General features: G+C 55.9%; 19 protein-coding genes. 10 read left to right on the forward strand and 9 right to left on the reverse strand.

Translation table 11 applies throughout. The features are described from left to right. Positions 1-7: 7 nt before the first annotated feature. From IPM21_08605 to thiO, 3 genes are read right to left on the reverse strand one after another with little or no spacing between them, the layout of a single operon-like run. A complete protein-coding gene (locus IPM21_08605; protein MBK9163960.1) occupies positions 8-664 on the reverse strand; it encodes a class I SAM-dependent methyltransferase in 657 nt (218 codons plus the stop codon). Then, positions 661-2,082 carry a redoxin family protein gene (locus IPM21_08610; GenBank protein ID MBK9163961.1) on the reverse strand — a complete coding sequence of 474 codons (1,422 nt, stop codon included), beginning with the start codon at positions 2,080-2,082 and terminating at the stop codon, positions 661-663. Before IPM21_08610 ends, IPM21_08605 begins: the two co-directional genes overlap by 4 nt. Positions 2,083-2,088: 6 nt before the next feature. Next, positions 2,089-3,198, reverse strand: a complete 1,110-nt coding sequence (thiO, locus tag IPM21_08615; GenBank protein MBK9163962.1) for a glycine oxidase ThiO — start codon at positions 3,196-3,198, stop codon at positions 2,089-2,091. Positions 3,199-3,239: 41 nt separating this feature from the next. On the opposite strand from thiO, the gene IPM21_08620 reads away from it, so the two are divergent. After that, entirely contained in the window at positions 3,240-4,262 is a 1,023-nt protein-coding gene (locus IPM21_08620) for an isocitrate dehydrogenase (NAD(+)) (GenBank protein MBK9163963.1), read from the forward strand. 88 nt (positions 4,263-4,350) lie between these two features. Here IPM21_08620 and IPM21_08625 read toward each other — a convergent pair whose 3' ends face one another. The 3 genes from IPM21_08625 to IPM21_08635 all read right to left on the reverse strand — a co-directional run bounded on the left by IPM21_08625 (position 4,351) and on the right by IPM21_08635 (position 8,461). Beyond that, entirely contained in the window at positions 4,351-6,570 is a 2,220-nt protein-coding gene (locus tag IPM21_08625) for a DUF1929 domain-containing protein (protein ID MBK9163964.1), read from the reverse strand. Positions 6,571-6,714: 144 nt separating this feature from the next. Next, on the reverse strand, positions 6,715-7,128 hold the full coding sequence (locus IPM21_08630; protein ID MBK9163965.1) for a DoxX family protein: 414 nt from the start codon (positions 7,126-7,128) through the stop codon (positions 6,715-6,717). A 19-nt stretch (positions 7,129-7,147) separates the two neighbouring features. Further along, complete coding sequence (locus IPM21_08635; GenBank protein ID MBK9163966.1) at positions 7,148-8,461, reverse strand: aminopeptidase P N-terminal domain-containing protein; 1,314 nt, start codon at positions 8,459-8,461, stop codon at positions 7,148-7,150. Positions 8,462-8,657: 196 nt separating this feature from the next. Between IPM21_08635 and IPM21_08640 the strand changes: the two genes are divergently transcribed. From IPM21_08640 to IPM21_08655, 4 genes are all read left to right on the forward strand, one after another. After that, positions 8,658-8,975 (forward strand): hypothetical protein, encoded by a 318-nt coding sequence (locus tag IPM21_08640; protein ID MBK9163967.1) that lies wholly within the window; start codon positions 8,658-8,660, stop codon positions 8,973-8,975. Positions 8,976-9,531: 556 nt separating this feature from the next. Beyond that, positions 9,532-12,258, forward strand: a complete 2,727-nt coding sequence (locus IPM21_08645; protein MBK9163968.1) for a VCBS repeat-containing protein — start codon at positions 9,532-9,534, stop codon at positions 12,256-12,258. Between the two features lie 454 nt (positions 12,259-12,712). Further along, complete coding sequence (locus IPM21_08650) at positions 12,713-14,482, forward strand: acyl-CoA dehydrogenase family protein (protein MBK9163969.1); 1,770 nt, start codon at positions 12,713-12,715, stop codon at positions 14,480-14,482. A gap of 132 nt (positions 14,483-14,614) precedes the next feature. Then, complete coding sequence (locus tag IPM21_08655) at positions 14,615-14,932, forward strand: cupin domain-containing protein (protein ID MBK9163970.1); 318 nt, start codon at positions 14,615-14,617, stop codon at positions 14,930-14,932. A 66-nt stretch (positions 14,933-14,998) separates the two neighbouring features. Here IPM21_08655 and IPM21_08660 read toward each other — a convergent pair whose 3' ends face one another. Continuing rightward, entirely contained in the window at positions 14,999-15,331 is a 333-nt protein-coding gene (locus tag IPM21_08660; protein MBK9163971.1) for a hypothetical protein, read from the reverse strand. Positions 15,332-15,577: 246 nt separating this feature from the next. Between IPM21_08660 and IPM21_08665 the strand changes: the two genes are divergently transcribed. From IPM21_08665 to IPM21_08685, 5 genes are all read left to right on the forward strand, one after another. Then, complete coding sequence (locus IPM21_08665; protein MBK9163972.1) at positions 15,578-16,426, forward strand: hypothetical protein; 849 nt, start codon at positions 15,578-15,580, stop codon at positions 16,424-16,426. Positions 16,427-16,510: 84 nt separating this feature from the next. Further along, on the forward strand, positions 16,511-16,993 hold the full coding sequence (locus IPM21_08670) for a hypothetical protein (protein MBK9163973.1): 483 nt from the start codon (positions 16,511-16,513) through the stop codon (positions 16,991-16,993). Positions 16,994-16,995: 2 nt separating this feature from the next. Further along, on the forward strand, positions 16,996-17,571 hold the full coding sequence (locus IPM21_08675; protein MBK9163974.1) for a hypothetical protein: 576 nt from the start codon (positions 16,996-16,998) through the stop codon (positions 17,569-17,571). A 23-nt stretch (positions 17,572-17,594) separates the two neighbouring features. Further along, positions 17,595-18,392, forward strand: coding sequence for a site-specific DNA-methyltransferase (locus IPM21_08680; protein MBK9163975.1), 798 nt, complete (start codon positions 17,595-17,597; stop codon positions 18,390-18,392). A 58-nt stretch (positions 18,393-18,450) separates the two neighbouring features. Further along, entirely contained in the window at positions 18,451-18,990 is a 540-nt protein-coding gene (locus IPM21_08685) for a hypothetical protein (protein ID MBK9163976.1), read from the forward strand. Here IPM21_08685 and IPM21_08690 read toward each other — a convergent pair. Together IPM21_08690 and IPM21_08695 are read right to left on the reverse strand one after the other, a co-directional pair. After that, positions 18,987-19,712: a 16S rRNA (uracil(1498)-N(3))-methyltransferase gene (locus IPM21_08690; protein ID MBK9163977.1), complete on the reverse strand. Its 726-nt coding sequence runs from the start codon at positions 19,710-19,712 to the stop codon at positions 18,987-18,989. The two genes, IPM21_08685 and IPM21_08690, sit on opposite strands and share 4 nt — an antisense overlap. Next, entirely contained in the window at positions 19,709-20,275 is a 567-nt protein-coding gene (locus tag IPM21_08695) for a hypothetical protein (GenBank protein ID MBK9163978.1), read from the reverse strand. Before IPM21_08695 ends, IPM21_08690 begins: the two co-directional genes overlap by 4 nt. Positions 20,276-20,284: the final 9 nt, after the last annotated feature.

Here is a 20,284-nt window from a genome sequence, read left to right on the forward strand (position 1 = left end):
TTGCGGGTCAGATCCTTTCAAGCAAAAAGATCGTCTTTGACCACGAGATAGGTTCGTTTAACGGGAACCTATGATTGCCCACTATCCTAAAATACTTTTGTGAAATCCGTCTTACATCTTTGATCGGATGTATCTTGAATTTGTAAAGAAATTCGAGCATCGAACCGACGAGCGAAGGCTTGACAGGGATAAAGACGAGCTTTGCTCCCGGATTTAGAACGCGTGCCATCTCGGCAAGGCCGGCTTCTAGCGAGACGTACTCGAGCACCCCGCAGGTTATCACGAGGTCGAAAGTTTCATCCTCGAAAGGAAGTTCGAGCACGTTTCCTTGCACTACCTCGATGCGATTGTCATCGGTCTTTTTATCGCGGCGGAACTCGCTCCGGGCGATGTCGAGCGAGTGGAGCGAAAGATCGAGAGCAATGGTGCCGCGATGCGGGACGCCGGAATCCTCTAGGCCGAGCGTGATAATGCCGGTGCCGCTCCCGGCGTCAAGCACCATTGATTCTTCCGTCAGGCCGAGGTCGAGCGAGCGAAGGTATTTTGACACAGAAGCTCGATAGCCATTGACCCGCAGGGCAATGTTATGCACTTCCGCGATGCTATCGTAAAAGCTTTCCGTCTTGCTTTTTGAACGTTTGTCTGCGGGCTTTGGGGCGGTCATTTTTCGTCCAGCAACGCCTTTATCCGGCGATGCATTTCCTCCATTCGGCTCGGACTCGAACCCGACTCGATAAATCTTATGATCCCTTTTCGATCGATCAGGACGGCGGTCGGGAGTGCCGTTGCTCCATACTGTATTTGGGCCTGCTGGTCACGCGTTACAACGAAATCATAAGGCAGGCGATACTTTTCACGAAAGCGCTTAAGGAACTCGATCTCGTTCGGATTATCAACGCTAAATCCTTCGGTCCGTCCGTAATAGCGCGTGACGCCGAGTACTACCAGTCCCTTATCACCATAGTCACGCTGCCACTCGGTCAGGTGCGGAAACGCGTCAAAGCACGGCCCGCACCAGGTCGCCCAAAAATCGAGAAGAACGACCTTGCCGCGGAGCGCGGCGATCGTCTGCGGCTCGCCAGGAAACCAACGGTCTACGCTCGGAAGCTCGAAGGCCGGCTCGGCCATCAGCTTGTAATGCTTTTCGCGAGCTTTGAGACGGCGGATCGCGTCATTTGCGACTGCCTTGTTCGAAAAGACCTTGCCCGCTTCGATCAGAGCGGACATATAGCCTTCCATCGCGGCGGACTTTTTACCCTGGTCGATGCGGTAAACCAACAGCTTGTCAGTGGCGTAATAAAAAAGGTCTGAGGCTCCGACGCCGCCGGCTACCTTTCTAAGATCCGTAAGCGCGACTTCCGCCTCGGGGGCCTTATCGGAGTCGCGATAGCTCTCAAAAAGCAGCATTCCGTTGTCGAGGAGTTCGTCGAGCCCTCGGGCCTTTAGGCTTGGGTCGGCGAGCATCGACTTCGAGGTCCGATAGGCACGGTCGGCAAATTGGACCGCCTTCGCTGGGCTTTGAGCGGCCAGATATGCCTTTGCGAGTTCATTGTTCATCCGCGAGACTTCGGAAGCTCGCCGCGGTTCGTTTCCGTCATATTCTGCTAGGAAACGGGTGGCGTCCTCGAAGTTCTTCTGTTTTGCATGGATCACGACGAGGAGCGAACGTGCCGTTTGGGCCTTCTCGCCGACGGTATCTTTCCGGGCAAGATATTCCGTAAGCGAAGCGGCGGTCCGGTCGAGATTCTCTGAGATCCAATGAAGCAGTCCCTTGTAGTAAACGTCCTCGGTCGTGAGGTCGGTCCGCTCCTCAGCCGCCATCGCATACTTTGCAGCGAGCTGCTTCTGCTCACGCTCGGTGACGAGCCTAAGCTCTTCAGAATATGCGATCTTTTTCTGGGCAAATTCCTCGAACTTTTTGCGACGAAAGCCATTCGCTTCTTCATAAAGCTCACGGACAGGCCGTTCGCTTCGCTCGACTTCTGCAACCGGGCTCGCCGTGGGCCTTGCACGCCGCGACTGGGCGGCCACATCCGCGACGGCAAATGAAAGAATGATAAAAAATATAACTGCCGTTCTCATAAGGGATTACGATGCCGCAGCCTCCTTGCCCGATGCAGGAAGAAACGGCCGGGCGAAATCCGGTACCGAGCCCGCAAGCACCGCCTCGGCGATCAACTTTGCCGTTACGGGAGCGAGCAAGATGCCGTTTCGGTAATGTCCGGTCGCTACAAAGAGCCCGCGAACTCCGGGAACAGCTCCGATCAACGGCTCGCCTCCGGCCGCAAAAGGCCTGAGCCCTGCCCATTTATCAACCGGTTCGCGGCCCGCAAGCTCAGGCAAAAGCCGCTCCGCCGAGCTCCGCAACGATAGTACACCATCGGCCGTAACGTCGGTGTTAAAACCCGCGTCCTCGACCGTCGCTCCGACAAGGAGCCGTCCGTCTCGTCGCGGCACAAGATAGCCGCCCGCACCGTAAACGACGTGCCACAGGGAAGAAAAATTCTTGTATGCGATTACCTGACCTTTAACTGGAGTGACCTGCGGACACCGGTTTTGAAGCAGAACGGAAGACCATGCCCCTACTGCAATCACAACGGCATCAGCTTCAAAAATGCGTCCATTAGATCGTGCCCCGAAAGTCTCGCCATTTTTGATGATCAACTCATCGACCGGCGAATGCTCAAGCACTTCGATCGCGTTTCTTCGGGCAAATTCCGAAAGTCCCTGAACGAGCTTGCGGTTCTCAACCTGACCGTTGTCCCGACAAAGCGCACCGGCAACGATATCTCCGGAAAGCGACGGCTCGAGCTTTCGGACATCTTCGGCCGAAAGGAAATCAGCCTGCATTCCGGCGTTTTGCTGAGCCGAAAGACGTTCTCGAAGCTGATCGGCCTCATCGTCAGAGAACGCCGCACAGATCGTCCCCGTCCGGTCGAGTTCGATATCAATGCCGGTCTCATCGAGAAGTGCCGCCGCAAATTCGGGATACATCTCATTCGACAACCGGCAGAGCCGGTACATTGCATCGACCGTCTCGGTTTCGGCGTCCGGGGCGAGCATTCCCGCCGCAGCCCACGATGACTCCATTCCGGCCCGGCCTTTTTCGAGCACGGTGATGCGGCCGGCGCCGGCGATACGCAGCTCACGAGCTGCCGCCAGGCCGATAACACCACCGCCGATGATGAGGACGTTCATAAAGCAAAGAAATATTATAAGATATGGAGAGCTAAACTCGTATGAAACACAACATCGCATTGATCCCGGGAGACGGCATTGGGCCGGAGATAACCTCGGCCACGGTTCGTATCATTGAAGCAGCAGGCGTGGAGGTCGAGTGGTCAACGCACATCCTCGGCGCTCAGGCGCAGGAGAAATACGGCACGACGCTGCCGGATGACGCCATTAGCTCGATCCGACAGAATAAAGTGGCCCTCAAGGGGCCGATAATGACCCCGGTTGGGAAGGGGTTCACCTCGGTCAATGTGGGCCTGAGGAAGGCTCTTGATCTTTACGCCAACGTCCGGCCGGTAAAGGCTCTGCCGAACGTGCCTTGTCGCTACCCGGAACTCGACCTCGTGATCGTCCGCGAAAACACCGAAGGGCTTTATTCGGGCATTGAGCACGTTGTCGTTCCCGGTGTGGTTGAGAGCCTTAAGGTGATCACCGAGAAGGCTTCGACGCGGATCGCAAAATATGCGTTTGAATTTGCCCGCGATAACGGCCGCAAAAAAGTAACCGCCGTTCACAAGGCGAATATAATGAAGCTCTCGGACGGGCTTTTCCTCGAGTGCTTCTATAACGTCGCGAAAGATTTTCCTGACATCGAGGCGGACGACAAGATCATCGACAACTGCTGCATGCAGCTTGTAATGCGGCCGGAGCAGTTCGATGTTCTCGTAATGGAAAATCTTTACGGCGACATTCTCTCGGATCTTTGCGCCGGACTGATCGGCGGGCTCGGGCTTGCGCCGGGCGCGAACATCGGCGAGCAGGGAGCGGTCTTTGAAGCGGTTCACGGCTCGGCACCGGATATTGCGGGGCAGGGCATCGCCAACCCGACGGCGATCCTGATGTCCGGTTTGATGATGCTTCGCCACATCGGCGAAAATGACGCAGCGGAAAGAGCGGAAAAGGCAATGCTCGCGGTTTTCGCCGAGGGCAAATACCTTACTCGCGACCTAGGCGGCACGACCAACACCGCCGACTTTGCTTCGGCAATCATCGAGAAACTTCGTTCCACCGAAACTGCCGCGGCCTAAATAGCCGCAGGTTGGACCGGGTCGGCGAAATAAAAAGAGGTTGCGACGGATCGCAACCTCTTTCTCTATAGTTCCGCTGTCGTCGATGTCAATTTACGGGCATTCCAACAAAGTCGATGTCCAGCACGTTATCGTCGGCAGAGATCACCCGGGACGAAACCGGGAAATCGATGCCTTTTGCCCTAACTGAAACTAGGTAGCTTCGCCCCGCGGGAATATCGGGTACCAAATAGTGGCCGAACGAATTCGAAACGACCGGGACGCTTACTCCCGTACCGAGGGCCGTCACGGTTATCGATGATCCGCTTATCCCACGGCCTTCAGGATCGATTATCCGTCCTCCGATGACGATCGGAGCTGCGGTCGGGGCCAAATTAGCGAATACGACCTGCTCATTCGAATCCCCGTTCTCGCCGTTCGGACCGACCGCGGAAACCGCGAAATAATACCTCCATGACGGCAGGCCATTAAATGATGCACTGGTGGCATTAGCGCCGTAATCCAAGATCGAAGTGTAGTTTCCCGGGGTCACTCCATACTTGACCCTATAGCCGGTCGCTCCGGGCACCGGGACCCATGAGATGTTCGCCGTTTGGTTTCCGCCGCTCGATTTGACGATCATCGGTGAACCGAGGCCAGCACCGTATTCGACCTTCACCATCTCTGCCACGGACGGCACGCCGTTCTCGTCAATGAGAAACAACATGTAATAGCCCGGCGGTGCTATGTTCGCGTTTCGCGGAGCCTTGACCGATAGCCCGCCCTCGGCGACCGTAAACTCGAGTGGGACCCGTCTCTGTTCGAAATCGACCGAGTGCGTAACTGATGAGACCCGCATCATGACGACCTGTTCGATCGCCCCAGCATCAGGTGTCCCGACCGCAAATACCTCATCGAATTCTACTGCTGAGGGGGCCGAGTTGATCTCCGGCCGTGGAGCAAGGTTGCCCGACCCGTCCGAGTCATAAAGATATGGAGGCGTGAAGATCTCCATATTCTTTTCAAGGTATCCGACATTGAAACAGGTTCCACAGATGCCGCCGCCACCGGTCAAGACTCTACCGTCGGGTAGCAGCAATGCCGTAGAATGGTATTGCCGCTTTTGAGAGGCGTCACTTAACGTCGACCACTCGCCGCTCTCAGGGTCCCAAAGCTCCGCCGAAAGCACACTGGCATTGAGATCAACGAGATTCGCACCGCTGCTCAACCCGCCCGTTGCGAGAACCTTGCCATCGGGAAGAACAGTCAGATTATGTTGCCTTCTGCCGAACGCCATGTTTTCCGCCGTAACCGAAACTGGGCTTACGGACGGATCTCTGAAATCGACCGTAACAGTTTCCCGACGCGAATTCGATCCGCCGCTCGCAACAACGCGGCCGACATCATACATTGCAAAGGAACCGTATGATCGCCAGATTCCGTCGACCCGCCAACCGGCGCTTTGACTTGATCCTGCTCCCGCAGTCTCAAGGTAATACATCGGTGGATTTGGGCCGAAGTAAAATGCTTTGCCGTTAGGGGCAGCCTGTATCCAGGGATAGATCGGCATAGAAAGCGTGAAATTGCTAAGTGTCCGAAGTGTTCCGTCGGTGGCATATACTTCATGACTTGATGGGCCGCCGGAGGTGATCAACATCTCGCCGTTTGCTAACGGGGTTACAGAAGGGTACCAGCGCTCGAAGTGCATGTCCGGGCCAAGCGACCACAGATTGGTAACTTGATCAAAGAAATGCGTCCTTTTAATACCGTCGAGGTTCCCGTTCTTGTTTCCCCCAGCTAAAAAGGGGGTTCCGTCCGGAAGGTGGGCAAACCCGGCACAAAAGACGTTATGCCCGGTCTGGACATTATCTACATTAGAAACGAGATTGGTTGCCGGATCCCATACAGATGCCCGCGTGAAGTCATGCGTAGGGTAGCTTTCCGCCGGATTATCGCCAACAGAATCCCACATTAAGACTATGCCGTTAGGCAGCAGCATCACGTGGATCGGCACCAAAGGCAATTGATAGGTGGGCGACCATGAGCCAACCAAGTGCCCGTTCGGATTGAACTGACGTTCGGCCGCTTCGCCGTTCTTTGCCAGATTCTCCCAGTTTGAAAACTGCTCGAAGCTCTGCTGCAGTTCGAGGTTCAACCGGTCGAATCCTTTGAATCCGAAATCAGTTTGCCGGTGCTTTTCGATCTCAGCTTTTGAAGACTTGTCCTTAAGGTGGCCCTCATGAGGGTATGCGGGCAAAACCAAAGAGAGGAGAACGAGCAGGGCGCAGGAAAGCCTGCAAAGTGCGGGCAAACAACGAAAAAAACTCATAACAACTCCTCAGGCTGGGGGCAGCCTGAAAATGAAAAACCCACGGAGCAACGCTCCCGAATTTACAGGTGTCCGGAATGATACACCACTTATGCGAAGTTGTAAATACCTATTTTCGCCAGAATTCCTGAATCTCGGAAGATTTCAGCGATGCGGTGCTGAAAGGACCATCAGCGCAAGCAAGAGAAGAAAATACGGTACGAGGACCGCGGCACCGGGGTAATCCTTTGCGATCCGCTGGCCGAAGAAGAGTGCAGTAAGCGATGCTGCACCGAGAACGCCCGCGGCGAAAACGACGATAAGAGAACCGGTCGCGAGGAAATAGACAATGCCAACCGCCGCCGCGAAGCCGGTCGCCAGTTCCATCAGCGTTATCGTGGCGAGCATCATCGGCACCATCCCGGCCAGGAACGTCTTCGAGAAATGGCCGGTCAGCCACTCAAGATTGCCCTTCCAATCGAAGACCTTGTCGAGCGCCGACTGAATAAAAAGTATCGCGACAAAAGCCGCCGCGAAAAGGGCAGGGAGATTTCTGACAATGTCGTCGATGCTGATCATACCCGCGTTGAATACGCCCTTACTTACGTGCGGGCTTCCGCATTAGAGCCTCGATCTCGTCCGGGTCTTTCGTGACCTTCGACGTCAGGTTGCGGTTGCCGTCGTCGGTTACGAGCACGTCGTCCTCGATGCGGATACCGATGCCGCGATACTTCGCCGGAGCGGTCTTGTCATCCGGCGGGACGTAGATGCCGGGCTCGACCGTCAGCACCATTCCCGGAGCGAACGGCCGCGAGTGCTTCGCCTCCTGGTCGCTGAAATAGCGGCCGGCGTCATGGACATCGAGCCCCAAATAGTGCCCGACGCCGTGCATGTAATATTTAAGGTAAGCCTTCTTCTTTACGAGCTCAGACGTCTTGCCCTTAAGCAGCCCAAGCTTGACCATTCCTTCGGTCAGAAGCTCGATCGAATATTCCTGCCGCTTTTTCACGGTGTTGCCGGTTTTGGTAGCCTCGATGCACTTTAGCTGAACGTCGAGCACGACGTCGTAAACCTCCCTCTGCGCCTGCGTAAACTTGCCGTTGACCGGAAATGTCCGCGTGATGTCCGAGGCATAGCCCTTATACTGTGCACCGGCGTCGATGAGAATCAGGTCGCCGTCCTTAAGCGGCATATTGTTCTCAACGTAGTGAAGGATGGTCGCGTTGTCGCCGCCGCCGACGATGGAGTTATAGGCGACGCCGCTCGCGCCTTTGTCCTTCATATAGGCTTCCATCAGAGCCTCGACCTGGCCTTCGTTCATCCCCGGCTTTACCTTCTTCATCGCCAGGATGTGTGCCTCGGCGGCGATGTCGGCCGAGACCTGCATCAACTCGACCTCCTCGGGCGTTTTGTGGAGCCGCATTTCGCCGGTGATGATGGTCGGGTCGATGATGGTGTGCGGCGGATATGCCGTCTTGAGCCGGCGGACCCGCTGGCCCGAAAGGTACTGCAAGATCTGTTGGTCGAGAGCCTTATCGACCGCGAACCGGTAATACAACTTATCGTGGCCATCGAGCAGCTTCGGCAGGTCCGCTGCAAATTTTTCTATCGAGAACGCCCGGTCAGCGCCGTAATTCTTGACCGCACCCTCAACGCCCTGCCTCCGCCCGTACCAGGTCTCCATCAGCGGATCACGCGGCCTTACGTAAAGCGTGTAAGGCGATTTCTTGTTCTTCGGGTCGATCACCGCGATCGCGTCCGGCTCCGGAAATCCGGTCAGGTAATAAAAGTCCGGGTCCTGCTGAAACTTGAACTCCGTGTCGTAGCTCCGCGTAACCTCATGGGCCGCCGGGATGACCGCCACCGAATTTTCTTCCATCTGGTCAATGAACCGCTTTAGTTGCTCTCGCATATACCCGAAGTGTAGCCGAAACGGAAAATAGATTCCAGAGTTGCGAAGTTGCGGGGTTTTGAATCCTGGCTTCAGCCGGCCGTCGTGTATTCCGCATTCGGGTTGTTTCATTTTTTAAAAGTACTGAGTTCTTCAGAAACGGCTGAAAAAGGTGAAACACGTGAAACGGCTGAAACAAGTGAAACAATTGAAACGCGTGAAACGCTTGGCAGAGGCGGCGGCCGGGCGCTCCAAAGCCCGCGAGGTCCGCCCGCGGTGCCGGATAATTGCCCCGGATGCCTTTGATCTTATCGCCGCCGCCCATAACACCCTTGCCCTGAATGCCTGTAATATCGTATCGAATGCCTGTATGGGTATCGGGTTCGATACACATATCCGAGCCGCAGCACTCGCCGGCTCGCTGCCGCCAACCGCCAAACCCCAACCTGTGCCCGACACTCCATACCAAAACAAACGTAGCATAAACACAACATACGAGTCAATATACATCTTCTCGACGATCGAGGCTCTCTGACTCTCACGGATGTCTCGTTCGCTGCAAGGTAGGACAAAGGCGACCGCGGTTTCGAAAATCAAAACAACCCTGCCGTTCGTACGGGAACCGCTTTACAATACTCCGGTCGAGCCTCGCAACGGCAGCTTTCGCGACGAATGCCCAAACGCCGACCGGTTCTCGCCAATCGAAGATGCGGGCGAGACGTTCCGGGCATTCAATGCTGATTACAGCGGCCCGACGCCGATTGACGCAATTCAAAACAACCAAGAGTCCCGTGAGCCTCTAGCTTTGATCGGTAACAAGAAACGGGGGTAGCACGGGCCGACGTGAGCAACTCGATGTCAGGAATTTTGCGAAGGCTTAGACCAAATACGATCAGAATACGTCAAAACGAGGAAAATAACCGAATCGACTCCGAAGTTGATACAGGAACAATTATTAAATGCAGCGAAAATACAATATTAATCGCATATTAAGATTGATCGCGATTGGCGTATTCGTAGTTCCAATTTTTGCCTTAATTCAAGATTCTCTACTTAGTTCTAAAACGGCCGGGCAAAGTGGAGGACCCCCATTGTCCGTCCCAACAAGCGTTACCGCAACCAATGGCGATTATATAAATAAAGTCGGAATCAACTGGGACACGATCCGCGGGGCAACTCAATACCGCGTCTATCGAAACTTGATAAACGATCCGTTGACCGCGACCGAATTAGGCACTACGGAGGCCAGCTTTTTCTTTGACACGTCTGCGCCGATAAATCAGACCTTGTTTTATTGGGTGCGAGCAGAAAACATCTCCGCTGCAAGCGAATTGAGCGAGTCCGCTCAAGGATTGCGGCGACTGGGGACGGCCAACGGCCCACGTCTTCCACTAGAGCCGCCGCCAACCCCGACGGGAAATCCGATCACCGCAACGAAGATAAGTCTCGGCAAAGCGCTTTTTTGGGAAGAACAACTTTCATCAACTAAGACCGTTTCTTGTGGAACCTGTCACATCAATCGGGTCGGCGGCTCTGATCCTAATTCAGTGATCTCGAATCTTGAGTCAACAAATCCAGGACCTGACGCTACGTTCGGAACGGGAGATGACATTACTGGGTCTCCCGGTGTTCCCGCGAGCTTATCAGGCGGGGACTATCAATGGAACCCGAATTTCGGACTGAACAAGCAAGTAACAACTCGAAAGGCGAATGCGACCGTAAATGCCGCGTATGCTCCACTACTTTTCTGGGACGGCCGGGCATCGAATGTTTTTAGAGACCCAGTTACGGACTCCGTTCTTTTAGCTGCTGGAGCTGCTCTTGAATCACAGGCCGCGGGCCCTCCGCTTTCGGATGTCGAGATGGCGCATTCTGGACGAGACTGGAATCAGGCCGCCGCGCAAATCGCGAACGCTAAACCGCTTGCATTGGTGCCGAGCATGCCGGCGGCACTTGCGACCTGGATAAACGGTAGATCCTATCCGGAGCTTTTTGAAGAGGCATTTGGTACGCCTGAGGTGACCCCGGCACGCATAGCGATGGCATTGGCAACGTACCAGCGCGTCCTTTACTCAGATCGAGCACCGGTTGACCGATTGTTCAGCGGTCAGAATACGCTGACAGTTCAGGAGCAGCGAGGGCTTAACGTATTCAACGGAGCTAACTGCAATGCATGCCACGGCGGAGGGCGATTCACCAACGATGCATTCATATATATTGGCGTTCGCCCGGTTCTGGACGACCTCGGCCGTTTTGCGCAGACAAGCCAAAATGTTGATCGCGGTGCATTTCGGGTTCCGAGTCTTAGAAATGTTGAACTTAGGGCCCCATACATGCACAACGGTCGGTTCGGAACGCTTGAGGAGGTAGTTGCGTTTTACAACCGTGGCGGCGATTTTAATGCACCGAATAAGGCCCCGGCGATGGTGCCCCAAGGGTTAACCGCTCAACAGCAAGCTGACCTCGTCGCTTTTCTTAAGCGACCTTTGACCGATGAGCGGGTTGCCAACGAGACAGGCGTTTTCGACCGTCCGGTTCTTTATTCGGAATCAAACCGCGTTCCGGTGGTTGCGGGAACGGGTCGAGCCGGTGCGGGAGGGACAGTTCCGAAGGTGATTGCGATCGAGCCGCCGCTTGTAGGCAATCCCAGCTTCACAGTGGCTGTAGCCAATACCGTACCCGGTGCTCAGGCAGTCCTCGTCATTGGGGAGGACGATCCAGGCGTCGGCACGTCTATTCCTGCGATCGGGTCGTTCGCGAGAGAAACTACCACAACTAACAGCAGCGGTACGGGAATCGGGTACGGCTCCGTAAGCATTGCCATCCCCGATAATGCCAACCTGATCGGACGAGTATTCTTCGGGCGATGGTACATTGCCGACCCGCTCGCCGTAAACGGTTTTTCGGTATCTCAGGTTTTTCAGTTCAAAATCTTTGGTGAGTCGGCAAACACCTCCTCATCTGAAGCGATCTTTGATTTTGACGGCGATGGGAAGACGGATATTTCGGTGTTTCGGCCGGTTGGTGGAAGTGGATCGGAGTGGTGGTATTTGAGGTCTTCGGATGGTGGGAACCGGGCGTTCGCCTTTGGCAAGGCGACTGACACGATCGTGCCCGCAGACTTTACCGGTGATGGAAAGACGGATCTTGCTTTCTGGCGGCCGGCGTCGGGCGAGTGGTTTGTCTTGAGGAGCGAGGATTCGACGTTCTTCGCGTTCCCGTTCGGAGCGGCGGGCGATGTGCCTTCGCCGGCGGATTTTGACGGCGACGGGAGGTCGGACGCAACGGTGTATCGGCCTTCGACGAACACTTGGTTCACGCTCCGTTCTTCGGACGGGCAGGTGGCGGCGACGCCGTTCGGCACCGCGGACGACAAGCCTGTTCCGGCGGATTACGACGGCGACGGGAAAGCTGATGTTGCGATCTTCCGTCCAACGGGCGGCTCCGGCGGCGGCGAGTGGTGGTATCTGAGATCGAGCGACGGAGCCAATCGCGCTTTCGCGTTCGGGTCGGCGACTGATCTTACCTTGCCGGGCGATTACACCGGCGACGGCAAGGCCGACCTGGCATATTTCAGGCCATCGACCGGCGAGTGGTACGTGCTTCGCAGCGAGGACTCGAGCTTCTATGCGTTCCCGTGGGGAACCAGTGGCGACCTTCCGGCACCGGGCGATTACGATGGCGACGGCAAGATCGACGCAGCGGTCTTTCGGCCGTCGAACTCGAACTGGTTCGCGTTGAGATCAACGGCCGGCCCGCTTATCTTGCAATTCGGCACGACCGGCGACCGCCCGCTGCCGAATGCGTTCGTGAGATAAAGTAGTCAGAAGTCAGAAGTCAGAAGTCAGAAGCCGGAGACGTAGGGTGACCGCGTCTCCGGTTTTTGCTTTGAGTGAGGACACAGGCGGAACCCGGTCGGCGACCAGGAGGAGAAAGGAGAAGGGAGAAAGTAAAGCTTCGGTTTCTTCTTTTCCGCTTTTGTGTTTGATCGGGTCGTTAGTCGGTCGGTTAGGAAAATAGCCAGGGAAAAAGAAAAGAAGAAAACGAGGGATCTCAGTTTCGGATTCACCATTCACCACTCACCATTCACCATTCCAACAGACACCCTCCCTACAGGTCGGGTTTCTGCCTGTGTGGTTGAAGGGCGGGGCTCGGGCGTGGCCGGGTCTGCGGGGTGTGTATGAAAAAAATAAAATGAATGAGTGTTCATTCATTTTGCGTTTTTGTGTTATACTTTTCGCACTTTTGGAGGTTATGAGCGTGGATACACAAATGGCAAAAGAGTATGTGAAAGGCGGCGAGTTCTTGATCGCGGAGCAGACGACCGCCGAGGTTTTTACACCGGAGGATTTTTCCGATGAGCATCGGATGATCGGCGAGACGTGTCGCGAATATATTGACAACGAGGTCGTGCCGAACCTGCCGGCCCTCGAGAATCACGCCTGGGAGGTTGCTCGCGACCTGCTGAAAAAGGCGGGCGAGCTCGGCCTTCTCGGGGCAAACATTCCCGAGGAATACGGCGGAATGGAGCTCGACCAGACGACCGGAGCGATCATCGCAGAAATGGTCGGCCGCGGCAGCGGTTTTGGCTCGACCTACGGAGCGCAGACCTCGATCGGGCTCTTGCCGATACTTTACTGGGGCTCGGAAGAGCTGAAGAAAGAATGGATACCGGGCATCATCTCGGGCGAGATCGTTTCGGCGTACTGCCTGACCGAATCGGGCTCGGGCTCGGACGCTCTCGGGGCCAAGTGCGTCGCAAAGCTTTCCGATGACGGCGAACACTGGATCTTGAACGGCGAGAAGATGTGGATCACCAACGGCGGCTTTGCCGATGTCTATCTCGTCTTTGCCAAGGTCGATGGCGAGAAGGAAAAGTTTTCGTGCTTCCTCGTGCCGCGGTCGGAAAACTGCCGCCCGGGCAATGAAGAGCACAAGCTCGGCATCAAGTCGTCCTCAACGACCGCCGTTATTCTCTCCGATGCGAAGATCCCGAAGGGCAACCTGATCGGCGAGGTCGGCGACGGTGCGAAGATCGCTTTCAACGTGCTCAATGTCGGCCGATTCAAACTCGGAGCTTCGGTAACGGGCGGAGCAAAGCTCGCGATCCACGAATCGGTGCGGTACGCCAACGAACGGCATCAGTTCAATAAGCCGATCTCTTCGTTTGGTGCGATCAAGCACAAGCTCGCCGAGATGGCGATCCGGACGTGGGTCGCAGAATCGATCACATACCGGACGGTCGGGATGATCGATGCTTTGATCGGCGATGGTGCCGATAACGCAAAGAAGCTTCAGTCGATCGAGGAATACGCTGTCGAATCGTCGATCAACAAGGTGGCTTGTTCCGAGTCGCTCGATTATGTTGTCGATGAGATGGTGCAGATCTACGGCGGGTACGGCTATTCGGCCGATTATCCGGCAGAGAAGGCCTATCGCGATTCGCGCATCAACCGCATCTTTGAAGGCACGAATGAGATCAACCGGATGCTGATTCCCGGCCAGTTGATGAAGCGAGCGATGAAGGGCAAGATCGGTTTGCTGCAGGCGGCAAAGGCTCTGCAGGACGAGATACTGAACCCGCAGATGTCGTTTGACGAAGACACAAGCCTGCTCGCGGCGGAAATGAAACTTGCGGCAAACGCCAAGAAGATCGCCCTGATGGTGCTCGGCACGGCGGCCCAGAAATACATGATGGCTCTCGCCGAACAACAGGAAGTGCTGATCAATTGCGCCGACATCATTATGGACGCCTACCAGATGGAGACGGCGATTCTGCGTGCAAAGAAATACGCTGAAAAGAACGGCGAGGACGCCGCCGGACGCTACATAGACATGGCAGGCGTCTATTGCAACGACGCCATCCAGCGGATCGAGGCGAAGGCGAAGAACACCATCGCAGCCATCGCCGAGGGCGACGAGGGCCGCACGCTTCTGGTCGCACTAAAGCGGTTCACTAAGAACAACTCGCCGATCAACACCATTGCCGCCCGCCAGCGGATCGCCGATGTGATGATCGCGGCGAATACTTACACCTATTAGGTTCGTCTGAACCGTTCGGAGACTTAAAAAGCGTCCCCGGCTATCGAGCGTATGCTCAATAGCCCGGGACTTTTTGATCGCAAATGCGCCGAAAAATTTTGCCATGGGTGACAAGTCCGATAGACTCAAAGTATGACGTCGCAATATCGAGTTGAACGATGGAACGAGCCGTATGCTCCGGACGTGGCTTCGCTGAGGTCTCGCCTCACCGCGGAGGGCTATTCTGTCTTTCAGTGGACCGATCTTCCGGGAGCGGAATATCCGCAACACGCCCACGCTAACGACCAAACGCACTGGGTAGTTTCCGGAGAGATAGAGCTTGAGGTTGCGGGAGCGGGAAAAAGTATTCTGGCTGCGGGCGACCGCGACTTCATGCCCTCGGGCACAGAGCACACAGCGCGGGTTATCGGCGATGTCCCGGTAATCTACCTCATTGGTGAAAAGGTCTGAACAACAAAAGAGCGGTGGGTCGTTAAGCCCGCCGCTCTTCCTCCCCGGCTCGAAATTGTCATCGGTTTAGTTCCGACGATAAACGCGTTCGTACCTCTTCGTCTTCGGGTTGATCTTGTATGTATAGACCGCTCCCGCACCGCCTCCGGCTAACGCTCCCCAGGCAGCTCCCTTCTTGCCGCCGAGCAAACCTCCGACGATCGCTCCGGCGCCGGCGCCGATTCCTATGTTAATTAGGTTGCGGTGACGCTGGTAAACATTCTTTTTCTTTCCGTACGTTCGTTCATAGCGATCATTGTCGCGATAGCGACGCGTCTGTGCGTCTGCAGACGAGGCAAAAAACGGAACCATCACGGCCAACATTGCCATCATCGAAATTGCTGTAAGAAATCTTTTCATAACTGTTTCCCCCTAAAAACTTGGCTATGGAGGAAATGCCCTCCTTGCCCTATTCCATGGTGCAAAGGCTGTGCCAGAAAGCAAAGTCCCAATGTGTGCAACAATTTAGCAGAATCGCACGTCATTTGCCCCTCGACCTCCGGGCACGAAAACAAGAGGGAACTCAACGCTTTGGTATGCGGTGCAAGGCAGCCGACAGCCGCATGTTTCAGCGAAAGTTTTCGGGTGTGTTAAAATTGCCGTCGAATGCTCAAGAGCGACATACACGAGCGGACCTGGTTCTTTGATCTTGAGTGGGTCCCGGACGCCGCAGCGGCGAAGAAGTTATACGAACTGCCCAATGACGTGACCGAGCTCGAAGCGATCCAGAAGCTCTGGGAAACGGCCTCGGGCTATTCTGCCGATGTGCCGCGGCCCTTTGTAAAGTATCTTTTCTCGCGGATAGTCTCAATAGCTTTTTTGTCGCGTAATGTTGTTTTTCGCGATGGTGAGCAGCAGATCGAATTCGGCATCCACTCGCTGCCGAAGCTTCCGACCTTACGAGAGGAACACGACGAGGCGAGCATGATCGGCAAGTTCCTTTACTGGATCGGCGAGCGGGAGCCGCAGCTCGTCGGCTTTAATTCGCTCGAATCCGATCTTCAGGTTATCATCCAGCGAGCATTGATAAACGAGGTCTCGGTGCCCTCGTTCGCTCGACGCCCGGCTAAGCCCTGGGAGGGCCGCGACTATTTTGATTCGAAGAACAGCGAATGGCATTTGGACCTGATGCAGCGGTTCTCGATGCGGGGCGGGATGGCACCGAAACTGAACGACCTTGCGGTTTTGTGCGGCTATCCGGGAAAGATCGACGTTGCCGGCGATCAGGTAGTTGACCTCTGGCTTGCGGGCGACGTGAACCGCATCGTCGAATATAATCAGACGGACGTGATGAACACATATCTGGTTTGGCTGAGGGTCGCTTATTTTTCCGGAAAGATCAGCGAAGAAAGCTATTTCGCTGAACAGGACCAATTTCGCGAATTTCTCGCTGCGGAAGCAGCCAAGGAAGGCGGAGCGCATATCACAAAGTTTCTTGAGATGTGGGAGCCGTGAGCCTAGGTGAAACGCATTTTGCTTTGGCAACGGAAGCCTGGATTTCTGCACCACATTATTTGAATTGACAGCGAGAGTATCGATTTGAGCAGCGACAGACCAAATCAGGTGATGACAGCAACCGTTTGCACGGCGTGCGGGACTGCCGCATCGGCGGGGGGCGAGAAGTTTTGCCTTGTCTGCAACAAGCTCCTTTCCGAGGACTATCAGCCGCTCGATTCGCTTCGTTCTTCGTATGGGCTGCAGCGGCAGGCTTTGCAGATGGGAGACGCGGGCGTTATTTCGGCTGATGAACTTTTTGCCCGCAGGCCAGAGAACAACCTCGCTGAGTTTTCTTGGGCGTGTTTTGTTTACTCGCTGGTGCCTTATCTCGGGATTATTTTTGTGCCGGTTACTCTGCTCCTTGGCACTGTGGCGGGCATTTCATCTATCCGGCATGCGGACAAGAGCGGAACGCGGCTCGGCTTTGGAATGGTCGCGGGAAGCATTCCGGTGCTTGCGGTACAGATTCTACTTTGGTGGCTGCTTTACCTTATCCCGCAGCTTGGCCACGGCCCTTCGATGTAAAAATGACATCTGTAGCAACAGTTATCGGGTCGAATTCTCATCTCGAGTACATCGCCCGGCTGAAAAAACAGAAAGAGACCGAAGGCGGCCGCTTGCCGGGCTTTGGTGATTTTGTCGAGATCGCTTCGGCGGGGATCTTGGCGGTCGGCGTGGTCTTTGATACCCGAATCTTTAACCCGGAGATCGCCGGAGCCGGACAAAGGATCGGCGCCCAACCGGCATTTGCCGCGAGCGTCGGTGAAGCTACGGGAGAAACGGGCCATTTGCTTGGGATTCTCGTCGTCGGCTATCGGCCCGAAGAAAGTGGGATTTACGAACAGCAGCCGCCGAAATTCGTGCTGCCGCACGGAAGCGAGGTTCGGCTGATGGCGGAAGAGCGGTTCCGCGAGTTTCACGCGGCCGGCGAAGGCGGCGTTCGGGTCACCTACACCGGTAAGGTCTTGAAGCACGCCGGAATGCTCGGCCAGCCGCTGATACAGGCGATCCTGCAACGGCTCGGAGACGAATTTGGCGAGCGGCAGGCTCCGGCACTTTCATTGATCGATCGCTCAATTGCCTGGCGCGAGGCCGGGATCTGACCAACGCTCATCACCCAACCATGATCGAATTCGCAACGATCTACAACGAGAACTGCCTTGAAACGCTCGGCCGGATGCCGGATTCGTTCATCGATATGACGATAACGAGCCCGCCGTATGACGATCTCCGCGACTACAACGGCTATCACTTTCCGGTCGAGGAGATCGCAGCGGGGCTCTTTGCCAAGACGAAGGAAGGCGGAGTTGTGATCTGGGTCGTCGGCGACCGGACGTATAACGGCAGCGAGAGCTTGAGCAGCTTTGAGCACGCCTTCGCATTTCGCGAGGCAGGTTTTCGCGTCCACGACACGATGATCTATGCGAAGAATAATCCCATTCCGAGCGATTGTGGCAAGCGGTATCGGCAGGCGTTCGAATATATGTTTTGCTTTGCGAAGGGCCAGCCCGGGACGTTCAACCCGCTGACGGTTCCGATCAAGCAGGAGAAGGCGTTCAAGTCGTTTCGCATAACGAAGGTCGGCCGCAACGACCTTGCCCACGACCACGTCGCCCCGAAAGAGCGGAAGGTCAACAATATTTTTTTCTACAACGTCGGCACGTCATCATCTAAGGACAAGATCGCATTCGAGCATCCGGCAATCTTTCCGGAGCAACTGGTAGAAGATCAGATAAGAACCTGGACCAACGAGGGCGATACGGTTTACGACCCCTTTATGGGCAGCGGAACAACGGCCAAGATCGCCGGGCTGCTCGACCGGAAATGGGTCGGCTCGGAGATCTCAGCCGAATATGTAGCGATAGCGGAGCAAAGGCTCGAGATCCATCGAAAGGATGCAATGGCATTGAGCGGCGGGGCGTGACAACCATTTCCTCTGCTCGCGCGTCTGATAGCCGGTACGATCAACTTGAGGTAAATGTATGAAGAAGTTGTTTGCAGTCGCCCTTCTGTTTGCGGCCGCGATCGGTGCCGCGGCACAGGTCAGGCCGGCGGATGCTGCCCAGCCAGACCGAAAACCGGCGGCTCCGCAGTCGTTCGAAGCAAAATACGAAGGCGGTATGTTCGGCTACGGCAAGAAAGAGACGGGAACGCTTAAGTTTGACGACATTAACGAACGCATCGTGTTTCATGGAAAAGACGGCAAAGAAAAGTTCTCGATCGGCTTTCAGCAGATCAGCGTCATCTCCCCGCAGTCGCGTTCGGTGACATCGACGACAGGGAATGTCGTCCGCAATATTCCGCTTCCGGGTTCGGTGCTCGGCGGACTGATCAAAGAGAAAAAGCGATACATGATCCTCCAATTCGCGGATCGCGATGCCGACGTCAGCGGCACGGTCAGCTTTAAGCTCGACAATAAGGACCTGCTCGATTCGGTCATCCAAACGCTCGGCGAAAAAGCGAAAATGACGCAACGGGGCGATGCTTATTACCGTCCTCGAACGGTTCGGAACGAGATCTAATTCATATCGCCGAAGCGGTGCTGGATGATCGCGGTTAGGGCGATCGCGGCCGTTTCGGCTCGAAGTATTCTGCCGCCGAGTGTGACAACGGCGGCTTTTTTCGTTTCCGCAAGCTCAAGCTCCGCATCGGCCCAGCCGCCCTTTGGTCCATAGATCAGCGTAAGCGGCACCCCCGACGGGATATCCTCGATCTTTTCGCCGCCAAGCTCGCTAAATAGAATAACTCGGCCGTCTTCGGCACGGTCAAATACCTCTGAAAAAGCTATCGGCTCATCCACTTTCATCAGCACCGCACGGCCGCACTGCTTTGCGGCCCCAAACGCGATCCGACGCCAGCGTTCGAGCCGGCGGGTAGCGGCCGAAGCCTTTACCTCCGTGCGGTTGGTAATCAGCGGGATGAGCCGCCGGACGCCGAGCTCGACGGCCTTTTCGACGGCGAGGTCAAACTTCTCGGCGGGCGTGACTGCGGCGGCGATGGTGAGGTCGAGCGGCGACTCCAGAGCAGACGGCTCGACACTTCGAACGATCCGCAGCATCGCTTCACGCTTTGTGACCGAGGCGATCTCGGCCTCGTATTCTTGGCCTTCGCCATCGAAGACATTTACAGCTCCGCCAACGCCAAGCCGGAGAACGTCGCGAAGGTGATGGGTCTCGCCTGCATCGAGCCGGGCTTGCCCTTCGGCAAAGTTTTCGGTCGGCGAATAGAATCGATGCTTTGTCATGATTCCTTTGTGGTCAAAAACTTCGCGGCGTAGTCGGCCGAGGCTTGCCGCATCTCGATCCAGTGCTCGAAGACCTCGGGCGAACCGAGCCAGATCGTCAGCCACTCGGCAAGCTCTTTCCGCACGCTCACCGGCAGCGGGCGAAGCCGCGAGCTTTCAGCGCCGAGAAGTTCGTCCTTCTCCTCGATGGCAAGCTGACGAAGCAGGCGAAGCCCGTCGCGGTCCTTGCGTTCGGTAAACTTTCTGCGGAGATTCTCCATCCGCCGCAGCGACGACCGAGCACTCTCAAGCCCGGTTAGATCGAAAAGATCGCGAAAGGCCGCATCGTACGGCCGATCCTCGTCGCGCTCGATGTGCAGTTCCATTAACTCTGCGTGGCGGAGCTCGGCGCCTTCATCGGCAAGCAGCCGGGCGATGACCATTACCGGATCGACCGCCTGCGGGCCGAAGCGTTCGCGGACGGCGGCCTCGATCGCCTCGAGTTCGGGCCGGCCGATGCTTTCGCAATCGAGGCGTTCCCAGACCTCGATGATCAGATCGGTCTTGTTTCGAGCGGTCTCCATCTGTCGGGT

It is taken from the genome of Acidobacteriota bacterium (genome assembly GCA_016716435.1).
Taxonomy (GTDB): domain Bacteria; phylum Acidobacteriota; class Blastocatellia; order Pyrinomonadales; family Pyrinomonadaceae; genus OLB17.